At 37.4% G+C, this 21,504-nt stretch carries 15 protein-coding genes; 7 read left to right on the top strand and 8 right to left on the bottom strand.

What is annotated here, in order from left to right:
- A complete protein-coding gene (locus tag V9G42_06885) occupies positions 1 to 4,437 on the top strand; it encodes a hypothetical protein (protein MEI2759146.1) in 4,437 nt (1,478 codons plus the stop codon).
- A gap of 5 nt (positions 4,438 to 4,442) precedes the next feature.
- Here V9G42_06885 and V9G42_06880 read toward each other — a convergent pair whose 3' ends face one another.
- Genes V9G42_06880 through V9G42_06870 form a run of 3 tightly spaced genes read right to left on the bottom strand, consistent with a single transcriptional unit; the run spans position 4,443 to position 9,054 of the window.
- On the bottom strand, positions 4,443 to 7,430 hold the full coding sequence (locus tag V9G42_06880) for a M1 family metallopeptidase (GenBank protein MEI2759145.1): 2,988 nt from the start codon (positions 7,428 to 7,430) through the stop codon (positions 4,443 to 4,445).
- Between the two features lie 3 nt (positions 7,431 to 7,433).
- The gene (locus tag V9G42_06875; protein ID MEI2759144.1) at positions 7,434 to 8,390 is read right to left on the bottom strand and encodes a DMT family transporter; all 957 of its coding nucleotides are present in this window, start codon (positions 8,388 to 8,390) and stop codon (positions 7,434 to 7,436) included.
- A 4-nt stretch (positions 8,391 to 8,394) separates the two neighbouring features.
- Complete coding sequence (locus V9G42_06870) at positions 8,395 to 9,054, bottom strand: YggS family pyridoxal phosphate-dependent enzyme (protein MEI2759143.1); 660 nt, start codon at positions 9,052 to 9,054, stop codon at positions 8,395 to 8,397.
- Between the two features lie 203 nt (positions 9,055 to 9,257).
- On the opposite strand from V9G42_06870, the gene V9G42_06865 reads away from it, so the two are divergent.
- Entirely contained in the window at positions 9,258 to 10,781 is a 1,524-nt protein-coding gene (locus V9G42_06865) for a serine hydrolase (protein ID MEI2759142.1), read from the top strand.
- Here the strand turns inward: V9G42_06865 and V9G42_06860 are convergent.
- The 5 genes from V9G42_06860 to V9G42_06840 all read right to left on the bottom strand — a co-directional run bounded on the left by V9G42_06860 (position 10,778) and on the right by V9G42_06840 (position 18,090).
- A complete protein-coding gene (locus V9G42_06860) occupies positions 10,778 to 13,426 on the bottom strand; it encodes a hypothetical protein (GenBank protein MEI2759141.1) in 2,649 nt (882 codons plus the stop codon). The two genes, V9G42_06865 and V9G42_06860, sit on opposite strands and share 4 nt — an antisense overlap.
- 102 nt (positions 13,427 to 13,528) lie before the next feature.
- Complete coding sequence (acs, locus tag V9G42_06855; GenBank protein MEI2759140.1) at positions 13,529 to 15,439, bottom strand: acetate--CoA ligase; 1,911 nt, start codon at positions 15,437 to 15,439, stop codon at positions 13,529 to 13,531.
- A gap of 138 nt (positions 15,440 to 15,577) precedes the next feature.
- Positions 15,578 to 16,612 (bottom strand): selenide, water dikinase SelD, encoded by a 1,035-nt coding sequence (gene selD, locus V9G42_06850; protein ID MEI2759139.1) that lies wholly within the window; start codon positions 16,610 to 16,612, stop codon positions 15,578 to 15,580.
- Positions 16,605 to 17,642 (bottom strand): tRNA 2-selenouridine(34) synthase MnmH, encoded by a 1,038-nt coding sequence (gene mnmH, locus V9G42_06845; protein ID MEI2759138.1) that lies wholly within the window; start codon positions 17,640 to 17,642, stop codon positions 16,605 to 16,607. Before mnmH ends, selD begins: the two co-directional genes overlap by 8 nt.
- Before the next feature lie 13 nt (positions 17,643 to 17,655).
- The gene (locus tag V9G42_06840; GenBank protein MEI2759137.1) at positions 17,656 to 18,090 is read right to left on the bottom strand and encodes an LEA type 2 family protein; all 435 of its coding nucleotides are present in this window, start codon (positions 18,088 to 18,090) and stop codon (positions 17,656 to 17,658) included.
- Between the two features lie 151 nt (positions 18,091 to 18,241).
- On the opposite strand from V9G42_06840, the gene V9G42_06835 reads away from it, so the two are divergent.
- The 5 genes from V9G42_06835 (at position 18,242) to V9G42_06815 (ending at position 21,496) form a co-directional block, all read left to right on the top strand.
- Complete coding sequence (locus V9G42_06835; protein ID MEI2759136.1) at positions 18,242 to 18,424, top strand: PspC domain-containing protein; 183 nt, start codon at positions 18,242 to 18,244, stop codon at positions 18,422 to 18,424.
- Positions 18,425 to 18,587: 163 nt separating this feature from the next.
- Positions 18,588 to 19,391, top strand: a complete 804-nt coding sequence (locus V9G42_06830; protein ID MEI2759135.1) for a MotA/TolQ/ExbB proton channel family protein — start codon at positions 18,588 to 18,590, stop codon at positions 19,389 to 19,391.
- A 30-nt stretch (positions 19,392 to 19,421) separates the two neighbouring features.
- Positions 19,422 to 20,069, top strand: a complete 648-nt coding sequence (locus tag V9G42_06825) for a biopolymer transporter ExbD (protein ID MEI2759134.1) — start codon at positions 19,422 to 19,424, stop codon at positions 20,067 to 20,069.
- A gap of 6 nt (positions 20,070 to 20,075) precedes the next feature.
- On the top strand, positions 20,076 to 20,687 hold the full coding sequence (locus V9G42_06820; protein ID MEI2759133.1) for a biopolymer transporter ExbD: 612 nt from the start codon (positions 20,076 to 20,078) through the stop codon (positions 20,685 to 20,687).
- A 2-nt stretch (positions 20,688 to 20,689) separates the two neighbouring features.
- On the top strand, positions 20,690 to 21,496 hold the full coding sequence (locus V9G42_06815) for an energy transducer TonB (GenBank protein ID MEI2759132.1): 807 nt from the start codon (positions 20,690 to 20,692) through the stop codon (positions 21,494 to 21,496).
- Positions 21,497 to 21,504 lie beyond the last annotated feature (8 nt).

Here is a 21,504-nt window from a genome sequence, read left to right as displayed (position 1 = left end):
ATGAAAACTACACTAAAACATATAACGATTTTATTCGTCCTGTTTTCATTCGGTGTTTCAGAAGTGAAATCACAATGTAGTGGCGGTAGTAATGCCGGTTCCATTACTCCGAGCATCAACTGGCAGACTATTGCTGTTGACGGTAGGGAGTTTTTAACCTTTCCGGCTACTGCAGGATACAAATACATTTTCTCCTTTTGTGCGGCAGATGGAGGTAGCACATCTTACAATACAGAGATTACCATAAACACCAATGCAGGAGCAGCCATACCGGGTGCATATAATAATGACTTTTGTGGACAAGCTTCCTATCTCGAATGGACTTGTGTTACAACAGGAACTTATCGTGTTTTAACGACAAGGGCAACCTGTAACAACCGTAACGGACTTGGCACATTAGCTTATCGCTATGATTTCAGCTACAGCTGTCCTGCTGGCTTAGGAACAGGATATACCGCTATTGCATCATTGCCTTATAATATGGCATCGGGAACTACCTGTGGTCAAGTTAATGATGTTAACAGTATTAGACTTACCGCTTGCGGAACTGCAAACTACTATGATGGAGAAGACAGAGTATGGTCATTTACTCCTGCAACATCTGGACAAATAACAGTTTCTTATAACTCAGGCGCTAACAACACCATTCTTTCTGTGTTTGATGCTTGTCCATTAACAGGCAATGGGGCCAACTGCGTAAGTACCCAACAAGGTAACGGTAATAAAAGTATTACTGTTTGTCTAACAGCAGGAACAACATACTACGTAGTTATGGATTGCAGATCCTCTACCGGATGTTTTGCATTCACAAACTTTAGTATTACCGCTCCAACAACACCATCTTGCAATTTAGGTGGAGGTGTAATTAATGTTGCATCATTGCCTTATGTGGCAACACAACAATCAACCTGTGGAAATGGAAATAACCTAACCGATGGTAATACGCCCACTTGTGGAGCTACAAACTATAAAGGTGACGAGGACAATGTATATATATTTACACCAACAACATCAGGTGATATTTCTATTAGATTGAAAACAACTGCTACCAGAAATGGGATGTTTCTTTATGACGGTTGCCCTGTGGCAAGCCCATGTGGACCATCTACAGCTAACTGTATTGGGGCACAAACAGGCAATGATGATAAAACATTATGTGCAACAGTTACAGCAGGAACGACTTATTACTTGTTAATAGATTCACGTTCATCTTGTTTTGCTTTTGACCTTTCCATTTCCGCGCCATCAACTTCCGTTGTTGGCCGTACTTGTGCAAGTCCATTAGTAATTACCTCATTGCCATTTAAACGCTATAATGAAACTACAGCCTGCTTTGGTGATGATTATAACAGCTCAAGTGTTTCTTCCTGCGGCACAAATTATGAATCGGGCGAGGATAAAGTTTACAGTTACACCACTGCTTCTGCCCGTTGCATCTCTATAACTCTTTCTTCTGCCAGCACAAATTATATAGGCTATCAGGTATATAACGGATGTCCGGATGCGCCAGGCACATCGTGCGTTGCCTCTTTAGGACAAGCCACCAGTGGGTTTTTATCTGGCACGGTAACCTTGCCTTCAGCAGGAACTTACTATATAATTGTTGACACCTGGGCAAATCCTGAAAATGTTGACTATACCATAAGCATAGCTAATGTAAGCTCGGTATATAATGACTTACCTTGCAATGCACAAAGTATGGAATTAGGTCTTTATTATACAGGCAATAGCAATTGTGCTGATGGCAGTGGAGAACCGGCAGCACCGGGATGCTGGACTTCACCGAATGCGGTAAATTCTGTCTGGTATAGTTTTATAGCTCCTGCATCAGGTAATGTCACTGTTAGAACTAGTCCGGGCACTTTAAGAAGAACACAAATGGCAGCCTACTCAGGGGTTTGTGGATCAGGAATGACTTTTATAGCCTGTAATTTAAATGCACCGGGTTGTGGTGGAACCTGGCCAACACCAACTACCATGTCACAACTAAGTTTAACAGGACTCACACCGGGCAACACATATTATGTTGTCGTTGATGGAGAAGGTTATTTAACAGGAACATTTAGTATTATAGCCGTTAATGGCGGGACTTCTTTACCGGAGATTGAAGGACAGGATTGTGGCTCACCGATTATTGTTTGTAATCAAAACACACAGGTTGGAGATCCGGGATTTCAACTTTTTGGTAACAATTGTGATTTTCCAGGGGCAGGATCAAACTGCTTATCCACTGCTGAACGAGGTTCAGCATGGTATCAGATAAATATTGCCAGTGCAGGAAATCTTGAATTCAATATTATTCCTAATGATTGGGTAGGTGCTCCGAGTACTGCCTGTACAGACTATGACTTTGCTATATGGAAAATTGCTGGCACCGGGGCTACTTCATGTGCCGGAATTGCCGGTGGTGCAGCTCCATTACGTTGTAACTATAGTGCATTAGGATTAACAGGACTTAACAGCAATTCAAACGGTACTGCACCTGCAGCCTATCCGGGATTTAATGGTGCATACAACTCAAGAATCAGTGCAGCTGCAGGAGATGTTTATTTATTGGTAGTAAGTAACTATTCCAACAGTATTTCAGGGTTTACACTCAACTTCCCCGCTTCGGCACCGGTAGATTATACGGCAGGTGGCACCACGGCCTATTGGACAGGCGCAGAAAGCAACGACTGGTTTACAGCTGCTAACTGGGGTGGATGTAATATTCCAAGTTGTACAGTAAATGCTATCATTCCGCTTTCAGGAGCTAATCAGCCCTATATTGGAACAGCAGGTGCTTCATGTAAAGATCTTAAACTCGAACCGGGTGGAACGTTAATCATGGATAACAACCAATTCCTAACTATCTGTGGTAATGTACAGAATAATGGAGAATTGAATATTGCAACAGGATCTGGTTTCTTGTTTAACAACGGAAGTATTGATCAGACCTTAAACGGTAATCTTATTTCGCCAAACAGGTTCTCCCATATCACTATTAGTAAAACCGGAGGAAAAGTTGACTTGCTTCAAAATATAGAAATGCAGGGTAGTTTGGCCTTAATTGGCCCTAGCTCAAGATTTGATGCCATTAATAAAACTGTTATCTTGAAAGGAAGTTTATCAAATTCTGCCGGGCAATTTAATATGGGTAATAATGGAAACCTTGTGTTGAATGGATTAGGAACACAAAACATAAATAATAATGATACCCTCACAAATGTTATTGTAAACAAAGCAGGTAGTACTGTGGTACTAATTGCTGATATGAAAATTGGACCTACAGGAAGCTTAAGTTTACTCTCCTCTAGAATTCAAACAACAGCCAGCCACGAAGTATTTGTAATGAATGATGCATCATCGGCAGTTAATGCGGGCTCAAGCGCTTCATATGTTGAAGGCTTTCTCAGACGCAATGTGCCCCAAGTGAGTGCTCCAAGAGTATATGATTTTCCTGTTGGAAATGCAGGTAAAGGATATCAGCGATTGACTTTAGATCTGTATAATGGAATAACCCCTGCACTAGGAAGTATTCAAGCTTCATTCTCTAATTATTCAACAGACATTTGGGGACTAGGCTTAGATGCACCATGCTTAATGAACTACAATGATACAATGTTGAATAATGGTTATTGGACCCTAACACCTGCCAATACAGCCAGCGGTGAAGCTAACATAACACTTTACAATCGCTCCTATACAAATGCAAAAACCAATTATGGTGTAGGTATCAATCCAAATGGTACAGGTTGGATTATTCCACCCGTTATAAGTGGTGGATGTGTAACTCCACCTGTAACTGCAGTTTTGAGAAATGGTGTAGGATTGAGTTTTGCAAGCGGACAAAGTATATTAGTGGGTACAGCACAAGGCGTAGTATCTCCCTTACCTGTAGAACTACTTTCATTCGAAGCGACAGCTGGAAAACAAAGTATTTTCCTGACATGGTCAACAGCCAGTGAGAAAAATAATGCCGGGTTCTATTTAGAGAGGAGCATTGATGGCAGCAACTTCGACAATGTCACATGGGTTGATGGTCATGGAACAACTAATCAGGTAAGTAACTACAGTTTCGAAGATAAAAATGTTAAAGAAGGTATACTTTACTACTACAGATTAAAGCAAGTAGATTATGATGGTAAGTTTGAATACAGTTTTATAAAAACTGCCATGATTGGTGATCTGAAAAATGTCATCTTGAATGCTGCACCAAATCCATATAGAGGTAGTACAAAAATTAATTACTCAATTCCAACTGATGGCACTGTTGTAATTCTAATTACTGACATGACCGGTAGAATATTGAAAAATATAGATGCAGGAATGCAAACAAAAGGCAGCTACAGTATTCCGTTTAGCGCTATTGCAGATGGACATCCTTCCGGTGTCTATAATGTAACACTGTTTTTCAATGACACACCGTATAGACTAAAAATCTCGGAATACAGATAAATCTCTCAGCGCATTTTGCGTAATAAGACAGGATTCAGTTTGTTTATATTAAAAACAAACCGAATCCTGTCTGTTTGTTTTATGCCATTCAAGTCAAAGTAATCTCTAATTTCTTTAGAAACAATCAGTGGCCAATAAATCTCACAAACATCATGTGCAATACTTAACATTATGCCCGCATCATAACGAACTGCTGTTGCACCCGGGCTTACTTTGTTTGCTTGATAAAATGTAATTCCATCAGCAAATAATCTCAAGCCGGGCACTGGTGTTTTAAATGAAACATTTACTGCCGCAAGCCAATGATCAGTGCGTACCGGATAATATGCTGCCATGGCACCATCAGATTCTTGCATCTGATGCGCCCAGAATCCATCATATTCATTTCTGCCAAACCACAGCCCTGAATAAGAATAATCATCAGTACCTCGCCATGCACTGGGTCGGAAGTTAGCTTCACCACCATAATCAGAGTTGTCTAAAAAAGTTCCAGCAAAAAACCGGATTGCTACATCCTTCTTTCTTTTTGTTAATGTAATTTCTTTCTTCCATGTTCCGAATAATTTAGCATAATGCTGTCCTTTCTCGAGAATAAATGACAAAGACCCCGGCTCAGTCTTACTATAATTAAAGCTGGCAAATTCAATTTGAGTGATATTGATTTCGTTAGTTGCTGACAGTTTACTTTGTGTACTGAAGGTTTGTCGCACATAATGATAAACAACATTTAAATATTTTTCTGAATATGGTTTAAACTGTGATTTACTGATTCTAAAACTCAATGATGCAGGAACAGAAAGATATCCTTTAAAAACATTTCTACTTTCAGAAATTCCTTCATCAAAGAGTGAAGGCGACACTTGTGCAATTACTTTATCAAACCAGCCTTTGTAAATATTGAATTGATAGCTTGCTTTTGAAACACCTGCAACTGATCTTGATTTGAATGCATACATGGGTACCACCCCAAACTCAAATTTCTTATTTAGCAGAGAGTAGTTGTGCAAAACAATACCACCCATCCATCCATTATAATTATTATAAGCTACTGCCGGCAAATAAAACAACTGAACCCGCTCAGGATTTTCAAGCATAGCCAAAAATCGCAGTTGCAACGGTTTCCATTTCTTAAACACTCCATGCGTCTTAATTGAATTATTAAATGGCGTTAAATCCAAACTTTCATTATTAACATCTATTACAATTTTATCTGCATCTGAAACAGAACTTGTCAACTTAAATTTACTATCAAAAACTTCTGTCCATTGTGAGGCAATCAACCTTTCCTTATTGTAAAAAGATACATTAACGGGCATAGCAAGATTTCCGCTATTTTTTAATGAGACCTCGGTTTCTCCTTTTTCCATTTCTACTTTACAGATTTTAATATCTGCCTTAGCATTGCTTTTAATCATTCCATTAAAAAACCAATCTAACGATTTTCCGGAAATAGTCTCAAATACATTTTTTATTGCTGTTTCATCCGGATGTCTGAACTTCCATGTATTAAAATATGCTTGCATACAGGAATCATAATTATCATGCCCCAAAAAATCTCTAAGTTGAGAAAAACATAAAGGTATCTTTGAATAAATATCAGCACCGTAATTTAAATTAGAAAAATACTCACTACTAAGTCCAGTACTCTGGTCATCATTTGTTCGGGCTGTAAACAAATAAAATAATTTATTAATTTCTGCAAAAGATAATTTATCAGCACCAAATGTTTTTGCAAATTTTAATGGAATGCCAGTCATTTGAAATGCAGCCGCATTTTCTTTTGCATAAAACTGTGTCATGTAAAGTTGTTCATAAAACGAATTTATGCCTTCATCCATCCAAGGCAATTTTCTTTCATTGCTTGCTAGTATCCCATAAAACCAATTATGCCCCACTTCATGTGCAATACTTTGATTAAGCACCATACTGTTGTCTGTGTTTCCAATTACAGTTATAGTGGGATATTCCATTCCTCCTCCCGCAGCAATAGTTCCATCAACAGCAGTACAAACGCCATAAGGATATTCTCCAACATACTTAGAGTAAAACAAAACTGCTTCAGCAACATAATCAACCGCACGATGCCAGACATAATAATTGGCAGGTGTATAATATGCCCTACACTCCACTTCTCGTCCTGAAGCAAGCTTTACAATTTTTGATGAAATACAAAATCGTTTGTCAGCAAACCAAGCAAAGTCATGAACACTATCTAATTCAAAACGGATGGTCTTACTTGTATTCTCTGACTCCGGAAATACATTTCGTTTATCAAAATCTATCTGATTGCTTTCTGCATTTATTTTATTACTAATAAACTCAACTTCCGAAAGTGTTTTTAAATACCCTGACGCAGCAACAATATAATTTGAGGGCACAGTTATATCCACTTGAAATGAACCGAATTCAGAATAAAACTCTCCCTGTGACAAATAAGGCATAGCATGCCAACCATCTCTGTCATATACAGCCGGCTTTGGATACCACTGAGAAATCATATATGATTGCCCAACATGACCAAGCCTTGAAAACTTTGCATCAGGAATTTTTACTCTGAATGGTGTTGAAATTAAAACTGTGTCGTTAGGTAATAATGGCTTATTTAAAACAATTTTACAGATATCAATATTAACTGAATCATAAATTACTGTTACCCCTTTATTGTTTACTTTAAAATCCAGACTATCAATAAAGCCTCTTTGCTCCGGTTTTGCAAAATAAAGGTTCATGTTTCCCTGACTTACCAATTGTTTACACAATGCTGTGTTTCTGTCTTTATATGCATTTGGCCATAAGTGAAAAAATATTTCACGTAAATTATCTGGTGAGTGATTTCGATAAATAATTTCTTCGTAGCCATTAAGAAAATTTGATTTATCATCCAATGCAACAGAGATTTTGTAATCTACACGCTGTTGGAAATAAGGGTTTTCACCAAAGGTACTTTTGATGATACAAGCAAAACTAAAAAGAAATAAAATTATTCTTCTCATTACTCAATTTGATTTAAACAAACATTCAAGTACTTCATTGCGTCTTATCAGCAACAGCACTCCTGCAACAGCAATTATTGTTGCAATTACTGCCGCTAAAGTAAATTTTTCTTTATAGAAATAACGGGCAATTAATGCTGCCACAACTGGCACCAATGAAAAAATTGTTTGTGCAACCGTAGCTTCAAGAAATGTAATTGTATAAAGCGACATACAAACACCAAAAACAGGTCCGAAGAAAGTTCCAACTGCTGCATATTTTAACCCTGCTGTATTCGATTTAAGTGGTCGCAAAACATCAGCCCACTTTCTAAAAACTGTTGTTATTATAATTAAAGTTGTCAGTGAAACAAACATTCTGACAAATGTTGCACTAATAGGTTGAATAAACTTGCCTTCCTGCTCTAACACAACAAAACCTTTTTTTGCAAGCACCAACCCTACACCCTGACAAAAAGCTGCAAGCACACCAAATAAAACTCCTTTAACATCACTTCCATACCGTCCTTCATCTGCTGACAAGCTTTCACTTTTTGAAATAGAAATAAATATTACTCCTGCCATAGTAAGAAAAATTCCAACTACACCTATAAAATTAATTCGTTCATCAACAAAAAAATAAGAGGTCACTAATGCTGCTGCCGGTGAAAGTGTAGAAAAAATACTTCCTATTCTGGCACCCATTATTGCATATAGACCAAAATAAAAATAATCCCCTAATGCTAATCCAACGACCCCTGAAAGTCCAAACCAAATCCAGGCCTGAATGTATTGGTCACTGAAAAGGCTGATAAACTCTGAATGATTTATCAATAATGCTGCAATGAAAAGTAAAATTACAGCAAGAAATAATCTGAAATGATTTAGAGCATTGATGCCCAACTTACGACTGGCTTCTGTAAATGGAAAAATGCCGATAGACCAGGAAAGTGTTGTGATAAGAGCAAAGAACAATCCCATATAACTATCTGCTACCAAACAGTGCTGAACCTATTCGAATCATATTACTCCCTTCATCAAGAGCAATTTTATAATCGGATGTCATTCCCATACTCAACACCGGAGATTCATCCTTATCAAATGCACCGGAAAGTGATCTATACAATCCAAACAATTGCTTAAACTCAGATCGTACTTGTGTAGTATCATCTGTGTTGGTTGCCATTCCCATCAATCCAACAAAACGAATATTGTTGCATTGTTGAAATACACCATCATCAACCAACTGTTTCACCTCGGGCACCGACAACCCAAACTTTGTTTCTTCTTTGGCAATATGTATCTGTAAAAGCACTTTAATCACCCTGCGATTTAACACAGCATGTTTATCTAGCTCTTGTAAAAGTTTTTTACTGTCAACCGTTTGAACTGTGTGAATAAATGGTGCAATCTGCTTTACTTTATTACGCTGTAGATTTCCAATAAAATGCCATTGAACATTTTTTGAAATGTCAGATGCTTTCTCAACCAATTCCTGAACATAATTTTCACCAAAAAGCATTTGCCCATTCTGAATGGCTGTTTCAATATCTGTAACCGGTTTTGTCTTAGTAACTGCAATAAGGTTGGCTTTATAGGGCAACAACTCTTCACATATTTTTTTGTATTTTTCAGTATTAAACATTTGTGTCCGATAAACTACGGTAAAATTCGCAATTTATCTGAAACTCCTTTATAGTTTAAAAAAATCTTTTCACAATAAATAAGCAAGCCACACCCATTGGCATAGCTTGCTCTCAGAAAGTAAAGCCGTCATTCCGGATAAACTACAACACAGGTGCCTGCATATTCAAAATTCCATACATTTGATTCATTAAATTTATCGAAATGAAAAAACTCATAGGGCTTGCACTGCTAACATTACTAACCTCCTTTAAAACACTTGCACAGACCAATTTTTTAAAAGACAGTCTTGACAATTACATTAATCACGAAATGCAACGATGGCAAATACCGGGTGTTGCCATTGCCATTATAAAAGATGGAAAAACAATAGTCATGAAGGGTTATGGTGTCAGAGAAGAAGGAAAAGCTGACAAGGTAAATGAGTTTACCTTATTTCAGATAGCCAGCAATACCAAAGCTTTTACGGGTACTGCTTTAGCCCTCTTAGATTATCAAAAGCGGATTTCGTTAGATGATAAAGTAACTAAATATCTCCCTTGGTTTCAACTGAAAGACCCATGTGCAACCGAAATGACTACAATAAAAGATATTCTCTGTCATCGAATTGGTTTTTATACTTTTCAAAGTGATTTTTTGAATTGGGATTGCAACATGACAACTGATGCTTTAATAAAAAACATGAGAAATGTTAAACCTGTAAATGAGTTTCGAGCCAAGTATGGCTATTGTAACATGGGATACGTAACAGCAGGCGAAGTCATTAAAGCGGTTACAGATACTTCATGGCAAGATTTCTTCAACTTTCATTTTTTTAAACCTTTACAGATGAATCGCAGCAGTGTTTATCATCAAAAAATTGTTACTGATACCAATGCTGCAAAACCATATACTCTTGTTGACAACAAACTTATTTTGTTAGACTATGCAAATATTGATAACATTGGTGCCTGTGCATCCATAAACTCATGTGTTAACGATATCTCTCATTGGATATTGATGCAATTAAATAATGGAAAATATGATAATACAGAAGTTATTCCTTCAGCTGTCATCAATACCACTCAAAATTCCTATATGATAGTGAGAGAGTCAGGCTCTACACGAATTCTTTCGAATCACTTTCAAAATTACGGGCTTGGCTGGAAGTCAGAAGATATGTATGGCTATAAAATTGTATCGCATGACGGTGGAGCCAACGGTTTTGTGACCAACACTACCCTAATTCCTGAACTGAATGCAGGTTTTGTGATTCTGACCAATACTGATGCCAATTGGTTTTACGGAGCATTACGCCAACAACTGATAAACTATTTTGCAAATCAATCCTACACAAATGTTAGTGAAAATTACTTTGCCACTTATTCAAAAAACCACCTTACCGAGTCGCAAGAAATACAGAAGTTAAAGAAACAATCTAATGCAGAAGTTCATCTTAATGTTGCCTTTGCTGAACTGATAGGAAAATATTCAAATGAGGTTTATGGAGAAATGGAAATTAAAAATGAAGAATCGGGACTTACAATGTTTTTCTCTCATCATCCTAAATTACGTGGCTTTCTAAAACCGCTCTCTGAAAAATCATTACTATGTACTTTTAACGACCCAACGTATGGTATTCACGCATTCCCCTTTGAAGTTGTTAATGGGAAAGTAAATAATATCACTGTTAAAGTAAATGATTTTATTGACTATCAATATTACAAGTTTACCAAAAAAAATAATTAAAGTATATAAAAAACAAGTTTGTCGTTTGCTGTGCGCGCAATTAAATAGACTTTACTTTGGACAACTTTAACACCAAAACCCACTGCAGAAATTTCTTGTGGTAATATTTTCAAATCACCTCTGTAAATTGTAATATTATTTGCGTCTTTAAGGATGCATAAAATTTCATTTCCCGTATCAAAAAGCTGCATGTCATTAAACGCTACACTACTTAGATCTGTCTTGGCAATAGTTTTAAATATGTAATCCATTTTCTCCAGCATTTTACCTTTTATAGCGTACCACATTCTTTCTGCTCCTTCTCCACATGTTGTTGCAATATCAAAAGTACTGTCACTTGATGCAATTTTATAGGTGCCATCAACATTCCAAACAACAATTTTTCCGTCATTGTTCAACATACTGAGTGAAGGTACGGAATCATTAAGCCATTGCACTGAGTTTAGTTTAAATTCTGTTGACGCCTTAGATAAAATCAATTTCCCTTCTGTTGAATAAAGCCTTAATTTTTCGCTATCCATAATGTAAACAAACCTGCCTGACACGTCAAATGATGCGTTAATTAAGTTACCTGCAAGTTGAATAGTATTCCAATTTGGTGAGGGTCTGCTACCCGGATCAAATGCATACAATAAATTATTTTTACCTGTTACAAAAAGAACATTTGCATTAGGTGATGCTATGACACCATTTAGTGACTGTACGGGTAACTTGAATGGATAGCGCGCAGGTAAAACACCCTTTTGATTAAACATATACATGCTGTCATCTGTATTGCAGACAAATTGCAAAACTCCCGATTGGTCATTAATAGTTTGAGAAATTCCTCCATTAATAAATCCACTGATTGTTGTTTTCCAATTTACATTACCACTGCCATCCAGGCAAATCAAACTTTTTGTTGAATCCTGAAACAAGATTGATATATCATTGTTGCTGCTAAAAATATATGGACCACAGTGGATAGCAGAATCAGCAAAGAACGACCATTTGGGTTCAGGTATTTTTTGCTCCTGTTGAGGTTGTATTACAATTCTAAAATTACAGGCTGCCTTACCAGAAACACCGGGCTGAATACAATAATAAAAACTGCTGAATCTGTTCAACATAGCTGTAGTTGCTAATGCTTTAAGTGTGGCACTGTTTGCAACAGACTGAAAATAGGAATTAAGATTTGCCGGTCTTAAGAATAAAGTATAAGATAAACTTTCCGACAAAATTGATTTATTCTGTTGAAACGTTTCACTCTTATTTATCATTTCACCATCTTCAACATCATCAATAAATCCGCGTAATTGACTCGGCTTATTGGCAAATATTATATAACCGTTATGGGTAGTAAAATAATTTTTTCTGATAACAGTAAATGCATTACCAAACATTGCCGGCAAAATGCCATCACAATTCAAAAAGCGTATTTCATGATTACGAAACTTTTCTACGGCATTGGCATCTTTATTTTTTGAAAGTTTTTTGCTTAATGCAAGCAATTGAGTCAATGATTTTTTCTGATCCTTTAACTGAAATAGGGCTAACGAATTATTTTCAAGCGATGAAGTTGCATTTCCATTAATGGCAACTGCACCCATGCTGCTTACTATTGCCGAAAACTCCTTTCTTATTGATATCCCAGATCTTGTTTCCATTACTTCAACTTGTTTGATAAAGTTGCTGATTAATGCATTCTTTTCATTTCTAATTTGGCTCTTATTACTCAATATTTGAGCCTCGTCAAAGGAAATTATCTGTAGCGCTGAAACATCATCAGGAAGTATTGACCACAACAAATCAGCTGACGACTGCATGTTTCCAAAATTTGAAACATTTTGTGTTAAATCTGAAACAAATACAGAGCCAATGGCATTTATACTATTACTATCAAATGTCAGTTTATGAAAAGACCATTCAGCCCATTTTTCAAGATTACTCAATTCATTAACATAATCGGAACTTATGGCAACACTGAAAAGTTTTTTTAATGCCGGATAATTGATCCCAAGAATCGTTCCTGAAGAAACAGATATTTCTTTGTACAGCTTTTGTGCTGAAACATTACCTCCAAATGGTTTTCCTGTTGCTTGTTGCCTGATAGCATCTTCAACCAATCCTGCATTAAAACTTCCAATAAAAATACCATTGGCAAAAGCAAACGTGAATGATGTATTGAAATTATTGAACTGCAGTTCGTAAATGCTGACACCGGCAAATGTTCTTGACTTATTTTCACGCATCTTTCCGGTAAGCGCTTTTTGTAAAGCATCTATATTCAATTCTTTGCGCGAAGGAACAAGATAAAGCAGTTCGGCATTGCGTGCACCGGTAGCTAATACTGCAATAGTTGTCTGTGATGATTCAAGCAAGTCGGCAACATCAAACATACTGGTTGTATTGCTAAGTAATGTGTGCATCTCTTTTTTAAAACGATACATCACAGTAAGCGAGTCTTTTTCGTACCACAACCCAACTTTTTCTAAAGAAGCATACAAATCGCCCATGTTTCCTCTGATAACGATTGCAGCATCATTTGGTAAAGCATCTTCAGTAGCAGAAAATTTTTCGCGATAGGCAGAAAAATAATAATATCCAACAGCCATCAAACCTATGATGACAATAGAAATTATGGAAGAAACGACAACTCTGTTCACAACTAAAACTTGTGAGTCAAAACTATAGCATCACCCCTCGGGGAAACCTAAGCAGCGCGCAATGTTATTTACAAGATAATGTTAATTGACAACCAGCACTGTTTACATTCGTCCGGACTTAATCTCTTCAACAATTCCCGGATCAAGCAGTGTTGTGGTATCGCCAAGATTATTAATTTCTCCTTCTGCAATTTTGCGCAAAATTCTTCGCATAATCTTTCCACTTCTGGTTTTAGGAAGTCCTGAAACAAATTGAATCTTATCTGGTTTGGCAATGGCTCCAATAATTCTTGAAACTGTTTGAATTACATCTTGCCGGGTGTGCTCTTCGTCAACATGCATTCCATTGAAAATAACAAAGGCATAAATACCCTGTCCTTTTATGTCATGTGGAAAACCTACAACGGCACTTTCAACAACACCCTGATGCATATTAATTGCATTCTCTACTTCGGCAGTGCCAATACGGTGACCGCTGACATTAAGCACATCATCTACACGTCCCGTTATTCTATAGTTACCATCTTTATCGCGCAGGCAGCCATCACCGGTAAAGTACATATTCTTATAAGTTGAAAAATATGTCTGACGGCAACGTTCATGATCACCATAAGTTGTACGAATCATTCCGGGCCATGCTTGCTTAATACATAAATTACCACTGACCCCATTTTCTTTAAGTTCACTACCGTTTTCATCAACCAAGCAAGGTAGAACACCCGGCATAGGCAATGTGGCATAAGTAGGTTTTTGAGGTGTCACTCCAGCGAGATTAGAAATCATGATACCTCCTGTTTCTGTTTGCCACCAAGTATCAACAACAGGGCATTTACTTTTGCCAACATTCTCAAAGTACCAATACCATGCTTCTTCATTGATTGGTTCACCTACAGTACCTAACACTTTTAATGAACTCAAATCTTTACCTTCGAGAAAAGATGTTCCATAAGCCATTAGACTTCTGATTGCAGTAGGTGCCGTATATAAAATTTCCACTTTATGTTTTTGCGTAATATCCCAAAAACGACCAGCATCAGGAAATGTTGGAATACCTTCAAACATCATGGTTGTTGCACCTGCGCTTAAAGGACCATAGAGCAGATAACTATGTCCTGTAATCCAGCCTATGTCAGCAGTGCAGAAATAAACTTGTTGCGGTTTGTATTGAAATACATTAACAAAAGTGTAGTTTGTCCACACCATATATCCCGCTACTGTATGTACTACCCCTTTAGGTTTCCCTGTTGAGCCGGAAGTGTAAAGAATAAACAACACATCTTCAGCATCCATCACTTCGGCAATGCAGTCAGGGTTGCCTTGTGTTTCAACAATTTTTATTTCGTCTTCCCACCATACATCTCTGCCTTTAATCATGCTGACAGGTGTATGCGTTCGTGTACACACAATTACACGTTGTACAAACGGACAACTTTCAAGTGCATCGTCAATAATTGCTTTCAACGGAATATCTTTTGCACCACGAAAAGCGCCATCGCAGGTAACAATAAAATGCGCATCGGCATCCTGTAAACGATCTGCAATAGAACGGGCAGAAAAGCCCCCAAAAATCACAGAATGAATTGCACCAATGCGGGCACATGCCAAAACTGCAATAGCCAATTCAGGAATCATACCCATGTAAATACAAACACGGTCACCTTTCTTTACACCATTATTTTTAAGAACATTAGCAAACTGCTTTACCTTAAAAAGCAACTCTTTGTAAGTTAATACACGATGATGCTCAGTAGGGTCATTGGGTTCCCAGATAATGGCAGGTTGCGAAGCTAATTTTTCAATATGCCTGTCCAGACAGTTTTCCGTAATGTTGAGTTTGGCTCCTGCAAACCATTTGGTTTCTGCTTTATCAAAATCAGCTTCTAAAACTTTATCCCATTTTTTTTGCCATGAAAAGTGCTGTGCAATGTCAGCCCAGAACTGCGATGGATTTTCAATACTGTTGCGATAGTCAAGGGCATATTGCTCGGCTGATGTAATCTGATATGGATACATAATATAAAACTTTAAAAAATCACAGCCACGAATATAATATAAATTAGCGTTTTAGGTTCTGTGCAAAGTTTGAACACATTAAAAACGAAACAAAAAAATTGTAATACGTTTACAAACTCATCAACAATATTCGGCACTCTATATTACATTTATCATCTTTTCCTGTCGTGATGTAAATCGCCCTATAGGAGTATTGTATGGAATATGGTATGCATCAAATATTGACAAAACTTCATTAAGCCCATCGGGAGTTACAGCCAAAAGTAAACCTCCATTGGTTTGAGGATCACAGGTAATAAAAAGTTGTTCCGAATTGAGTTCATTACACACTGTGGCAATAGACGAATAAACTTTCGTTGTCATATCCGGATAAATAAATTTTGATATGTAGTCATTTACACCATCCATCAGTGGCAATTTTTCAAAATAAACTTCAACCGATAAGTTACCTGGTGTGCACATCTCTTTAAGATGTCCTGCAAGTCCAAATCCTGTAACGTCTGTCATGGCATTAACGCACTTTAACTTACCCAATTCTTTTCCTACAGCATTTACTGTTGTCATGTGTTTCATAGCTTGTTCAAGATGCTTCTCCTTAATTACACCACGCTTTAAGGCCGCTGTTATTATTCCTGCACCTAAGGGTTTGGTAAGAAGTAAATAATCACCTTCATTTGCTGTTGAATTTCTTTTAACATTTTCAGTTGGGATAATGCCGGTAACAGCCAATCCAAACATAGGCTCAAGGCTATCCACACTGTGTCCTCCTGCAAGTGGAATTCCTGAGTCATGACAAATTTTTTCGGCACCTGCTTTAATTTCTTTAGCAACAGATAATTGTATTTTGCTTATCGGAAAACCAAGAATGGCAACTGCCATAACAGGAGTTCCGCCCATAGCATAAACATCACTAATAGCGTTGGCTGCGGCAATAGAACCAAAAAGAAATGGGTCATCAACAATAGGCATAAAAAAATCAACAGTGCTGATAACTGAAGTGCCATTTCCTAAATCAAGCACTGCTGCATCGTCCGATTCGGCATTACCAACTAACAGTTGTTTGAAAACAACCGACTCTTTATCATGAATAATCTCATACAACTTTTCAGGCGCTATTTTACATCCACAACCTCCTTGCCGGCTAAACTGTGTAAGCTTTACTGTTTCATTCATAACGCAATTGTTTTGATAGTTTAATCATTTCTTTAGCAACGGTTACTTTATTCAAGTCCTCTGCATCTACTTTAATTATCTCATTTTTTTTGCGCTTATTATGACTATGCTGATAGGTTTTATCATAATACTCCATAACAACACTACACCACAATTTCAAATCCTTTTGCTCAAGTGCTTCTAATGCTGTTTTAAGCCTTAACCCTCCCAACCTCTTTTTTATTTTCATTGTACTGCCTGCTAATAAATCAACATCAAATTTACCATAACTTTCAAGTGTGCGTTCAATTCTGACATCTAAACTTACATCCATTTCAAAACATACTGCCTCTCGCATTTGATCAAAAAAATTTATTGGCAATGCACACTTCCCAATTTTGATACTTTCATTTTCAATCCATGTAAACTTATTTAAAGGTGCCTGATGCCACTGCAATGCCAATTGATTTTCAAAATACTCTGATGATCGTTGCGCAGGCATTCCTAACGAACCAAAGGCCGATCCTTTATGATGAGCTAACTCTTCAAGGTCTATAATAAATTGCCCTTCACTTTGTAAATGATATAACATTTCTGTTTTTCCTGCACCGGTTTTGCCACCAACAACAATCATTGGTTTTTTAATTTGAAACTGCGAAAGAACCCATTGCCGGAAGGCTTTATAACCGCCTTTAAGAATAGTTACTTTAAACCCTGCTGTGGATAACACCCATGCCATCACTGAACTACGTAGTCCTCCGCGCCAGCAATATAATACAACCGCCTTGTCCGGAGCTATATTGTTTGCCTGTCGAACAAATTCAGCAAAGTGTGGTCCAATCAACTCAAAGCCTTTTAAGACAGCAGCATCTTTACCTTCTTGTTTATAAATAGTGCCAATAATAGCACGTTGTTCGTTGGTCATTAATGGAAATGAAACAGCTCCCGGAAAATGTGCGTGTTCGTACTCTGCAGGGCTACGTGTATCCAGCAACACCTCATGTGGTGCATGATTAATTACAAACTGATCAATTGGAATTACCGATATCAAGGACGTGCTGAAACTATGGAATGGAAAACTTAACCTTTTTGGTAAAAATAAACTTTCTGATCTTTAATTCTCCTCGTAGGCTGACTTTTTTATTGTCTTTCTTAAAAAGTTGTGTTATGCCTAATATACCCAATTGAGGCAATGCATTAAGTTTTGGTTGAACTGAAAAAGGAAGATCCACGTGCTGATTAGCAGCAAGTCTGGTTTTTCTGTCAATACCAATTCCTGCTATTGAACTGTCTGCAAGAAACAATTCTGCTTTCATTGATTTTAAAGTTACTCCAAAAGTATTGGGATTACGGATGCCTACATCAAATTGTATTCGGGTATCTTTAGTTATATCACTTAGTCTAAATTTACTTATACCGGTAACCTGAGGCACCTTGAGGTTAAGACAACCACTTGAGGCTAACATTACAACAGCCAAAATAAAAGTAATTGCTTTCATAAAGAAATATTAAAATAAACGCCAAAACATAAAATTAATGTAAAAAAATATGGTGTTAATCATAAAGATAAATAAAATAAACTTGCAAATTAAACAAATTATTTATTTTTGAGCGCTAGAACAACGACCATTATCTGTCTGAACCAACAGCATGAACGAATCAAAACGCTTAGTTAAAGGAGAGAAAAAAATATTTGGTGTGTGCAGTGGCATTGCCAATTATTTTGAAGCCGACCCCACATTGATTCGCCTACTTTTTATTATTGCAGTTTTTGGATTTGGAACAGGTGTGTTGTTATACATCATACTTGCGATTATTATGCCCGAAAAGTAGTTTTTATGACCTCCCAAAAAAACAATATTCCCAACTTCAAAATTCATGAATTCTAAAATAAAGCGGCAAATTGTTAAGTTTTCATTATACTTGCCCTCCATATTGACTAATAAATAAACATAGATAATCAATTTAAAATTTAAAACTTAAATTAAAAACGAACATGAGTTCATCAAACAATTCAGGCGGTGGTTTCAAATCCATCTTTGCAGCAATAGTAATTCCGGCAGCAATTATAGTTGCCATTGGTATTTACATGTTTATACTGGGCAATCCGGCCAACTTTATGGAAAACGACCCGAATAATCATCCAAACAATTATCTTGGAATTATTCATAAAGGAGGTGTAATTGTGCCTATTCTTATCAGCTTATTATTAATTGTAATCACTATCTCTATTGAGCGGATGTTAACTATTGGCGCGTCAAAAGGAAAATCATCAGTAGATTCTTTCGTAGGCAAAATCAGAAGTTTGCTTAGTAATGGTGATTTAAACACAGCCATTACAGAATGTGACAAACAAAAAGGTTCTATAGCCAATGTCGTAAAGGCGGGTATTGAATCTTATCGCAAAATGCAAGGTGAAAGTTCTTTAGATAAAGAGCGTAAAACAGCTGCCATCCAAAAAGAGTTGGATGAAGCTACCACACTTGAGTTACCAATGCTTTCAAAAAATCTGGTTATCATCTCTACAGTAGCATCGGTAGCTACACTGATGGGACTGTTAGGAACGGTTATCGGTATGATCAGGGCGTTTGCTGCACTTGCACAAGCTGGTGCGCCAGATGCCATAGCGCTTGCTACCGGTATTTCTGAAGCCTTGATTAATACAGCACTGGGAGTAGGAACATCGGCTTTAGCAATCATTATGTACAACTATTTCACCAATAAAATAGATTCGTTAACTTACGGAATTGATGAAGCCAGCTATAGCATTGTTCAATCGTTTACAGCAAACACTAAATAAATTCTCGTAATTAATTATCAGCATTAGATAATGCCAAAAATTAAAATACCCAAGAAGAGTCCATCGTTAGACATGACACCCATGGTGGATCTGGCGTTTTTGCTGGTTACATTCTTTATGTTAACTACCAAATTCCGTCCCGATGAACCGGTCATTGTTGACACTCCGGCATCTGTCTCAACAAAAATTTTACCTGAAAACACTTTGCAGGTAACAATTGATTCAGCTGGCCGTGTGTTTTTTAATATCGAAGGACAAAATGTGCGCAGAAACCTGATGACAAGAATCAGTGAGAAATATAAATTCCAGTTAACGGAGCAGGATTTGAAGAAATTTTCGTTGATGTCAACATTTGGAATGCCTGCCGATAAAATCAAAGCCTATCTTGAAGCACCGGATTCGGAACGCAAAAAGATGGATAAGGCCACAGGCGGTATTCCGATAGATACTCTCAATAATCAACTTGCCGACTGGATAGTTTATGGCTGGACAGCAGCAATAAGTGATGAAGCCTACGAAGCTCGTAAACAAGCAGGCAATGAATTGCGGTTTGCCATTAAAGGTGACGGCAGAGTTGATTACACTTACATAAAGCGTGTGATTGAAATTTTCCAGCAAAACAAAATCAACCGTTTTAATTTGATAACTAATTTACAAGCAACACCAGTACAAGAATAAGAAGAAATGGCTGAAGTAAATACCGACCAAGGTGGTGGTAAAGAGAAAGGCGGGAAACATAGTAAGGTTCGCGCCAAGAAAGCCTCCACTCATATTGACATGACACCGATGGTGGATCTGGCGTTTCTGCTACTCACCTTTTTCATGCTTACTACCACTTTCAGTAAACCAAAAACGGTTGAAATAAATATGCCGTTAAAAGATGGTGAGCCAACGAAAGTGAACAATGCAATTACTGTATTATTGAGTGATAAAGACAGAGTGTTTTGGTACTTTGGAGAATTTAAACCGGGCGAAACACAACTTAACAAAACAGACTTTTCAGACAAAGGTATCCGTAAAGTGTTGTTAGATAAAAATTCAGCAGCACATGCAGAAGTTAAACGTCTGGAGGATGAATTAGCAAAGCGACAAATTGCAGACTCGACCTTTAAACGTCTTGCAGTTGAAGCTAAGTCACAAAAAAGTGCATTAATGGTCTTGATAAAGACTGATGATAAAGCAAAATACAGAAATGTGATTGACATACTTGACGAGCTAAGCATCAGCAGCGTTGGAAAATATGCCGTTGTGGATATGATGAAAGATGAATATGATTTAATTCAAAAAATGAACTGATCATGGCAACAAGTTTTTTTAATAATTGGGATGATCCAACATTTGCCAAACGTAATGAGTTGGTATTTGACGGAAGAAACAAAAGCTATGGCGCATATTTAATACGTCAGCTTTATAGCAAGCGAATAAACATAGCATTTATTATTGCAGCAGCAGGACTAATTGTATTTATCAGTTTGCCATTAATTCTGGAACTGATGGGTAATAAAGCAACAGAAAATGTAACACAACAGGAAGTTGAAGTTACATTATCTGAGCCACCACCGGTTGATCCTGCAGAACCTCCACCACCTCCACCGCCTCCACCACCTCCGGTTGTTCAAACAATTAAGTTTACGCCACCTGTTGTTGTTGACAAACCGGTGGAGGAAGAACAACCACCACCACAAGAAAAACTTTCTGAAACAAATGTTGGCGTGGTAACCCAGGAAGGTGACCCTAATGCAACAGAGCTACCACCGGAACCCGTAGTGGCTGATCCTAACGAAGGTAAAATTTTCACCATCGTTGAAGAAATGCCTCAGTTTCCTGGTGGGGGCGAAGCAGCACTGATAAAATACCTGCAAAACAATATTAAGTATCCTGCCATGGCACGTGAGAATGGTATTGAGGGTATTGTGTATGTTACATTTGTGGTTGATAAAGATGGCAAGGTAAAAGACGCTAAAATTCTACGTGGTAAAGGCGCAGGTTTGGACGATGAAGCATTGCGTGTGGTTCGCTCCATGCCTGATTGGAAACCCGGTAAACAAAATGGCCGCAGTGTAGCTGTACAATATAACCTTCCGGTAAACTTCAAATTGCAATAATTCTTTGT

Source organism: Bacteroidia bacterium, from assembly GCA_037045145.1.
Taxonomy (GTDB): domain Bacteria; phylum Bacteroidota; class Bacteroidia; order AKYH767-A; family OLB10; genus OLB10.
This window is presented reverse-complemented; position numbering and strand designations above follow the sequence as displayed.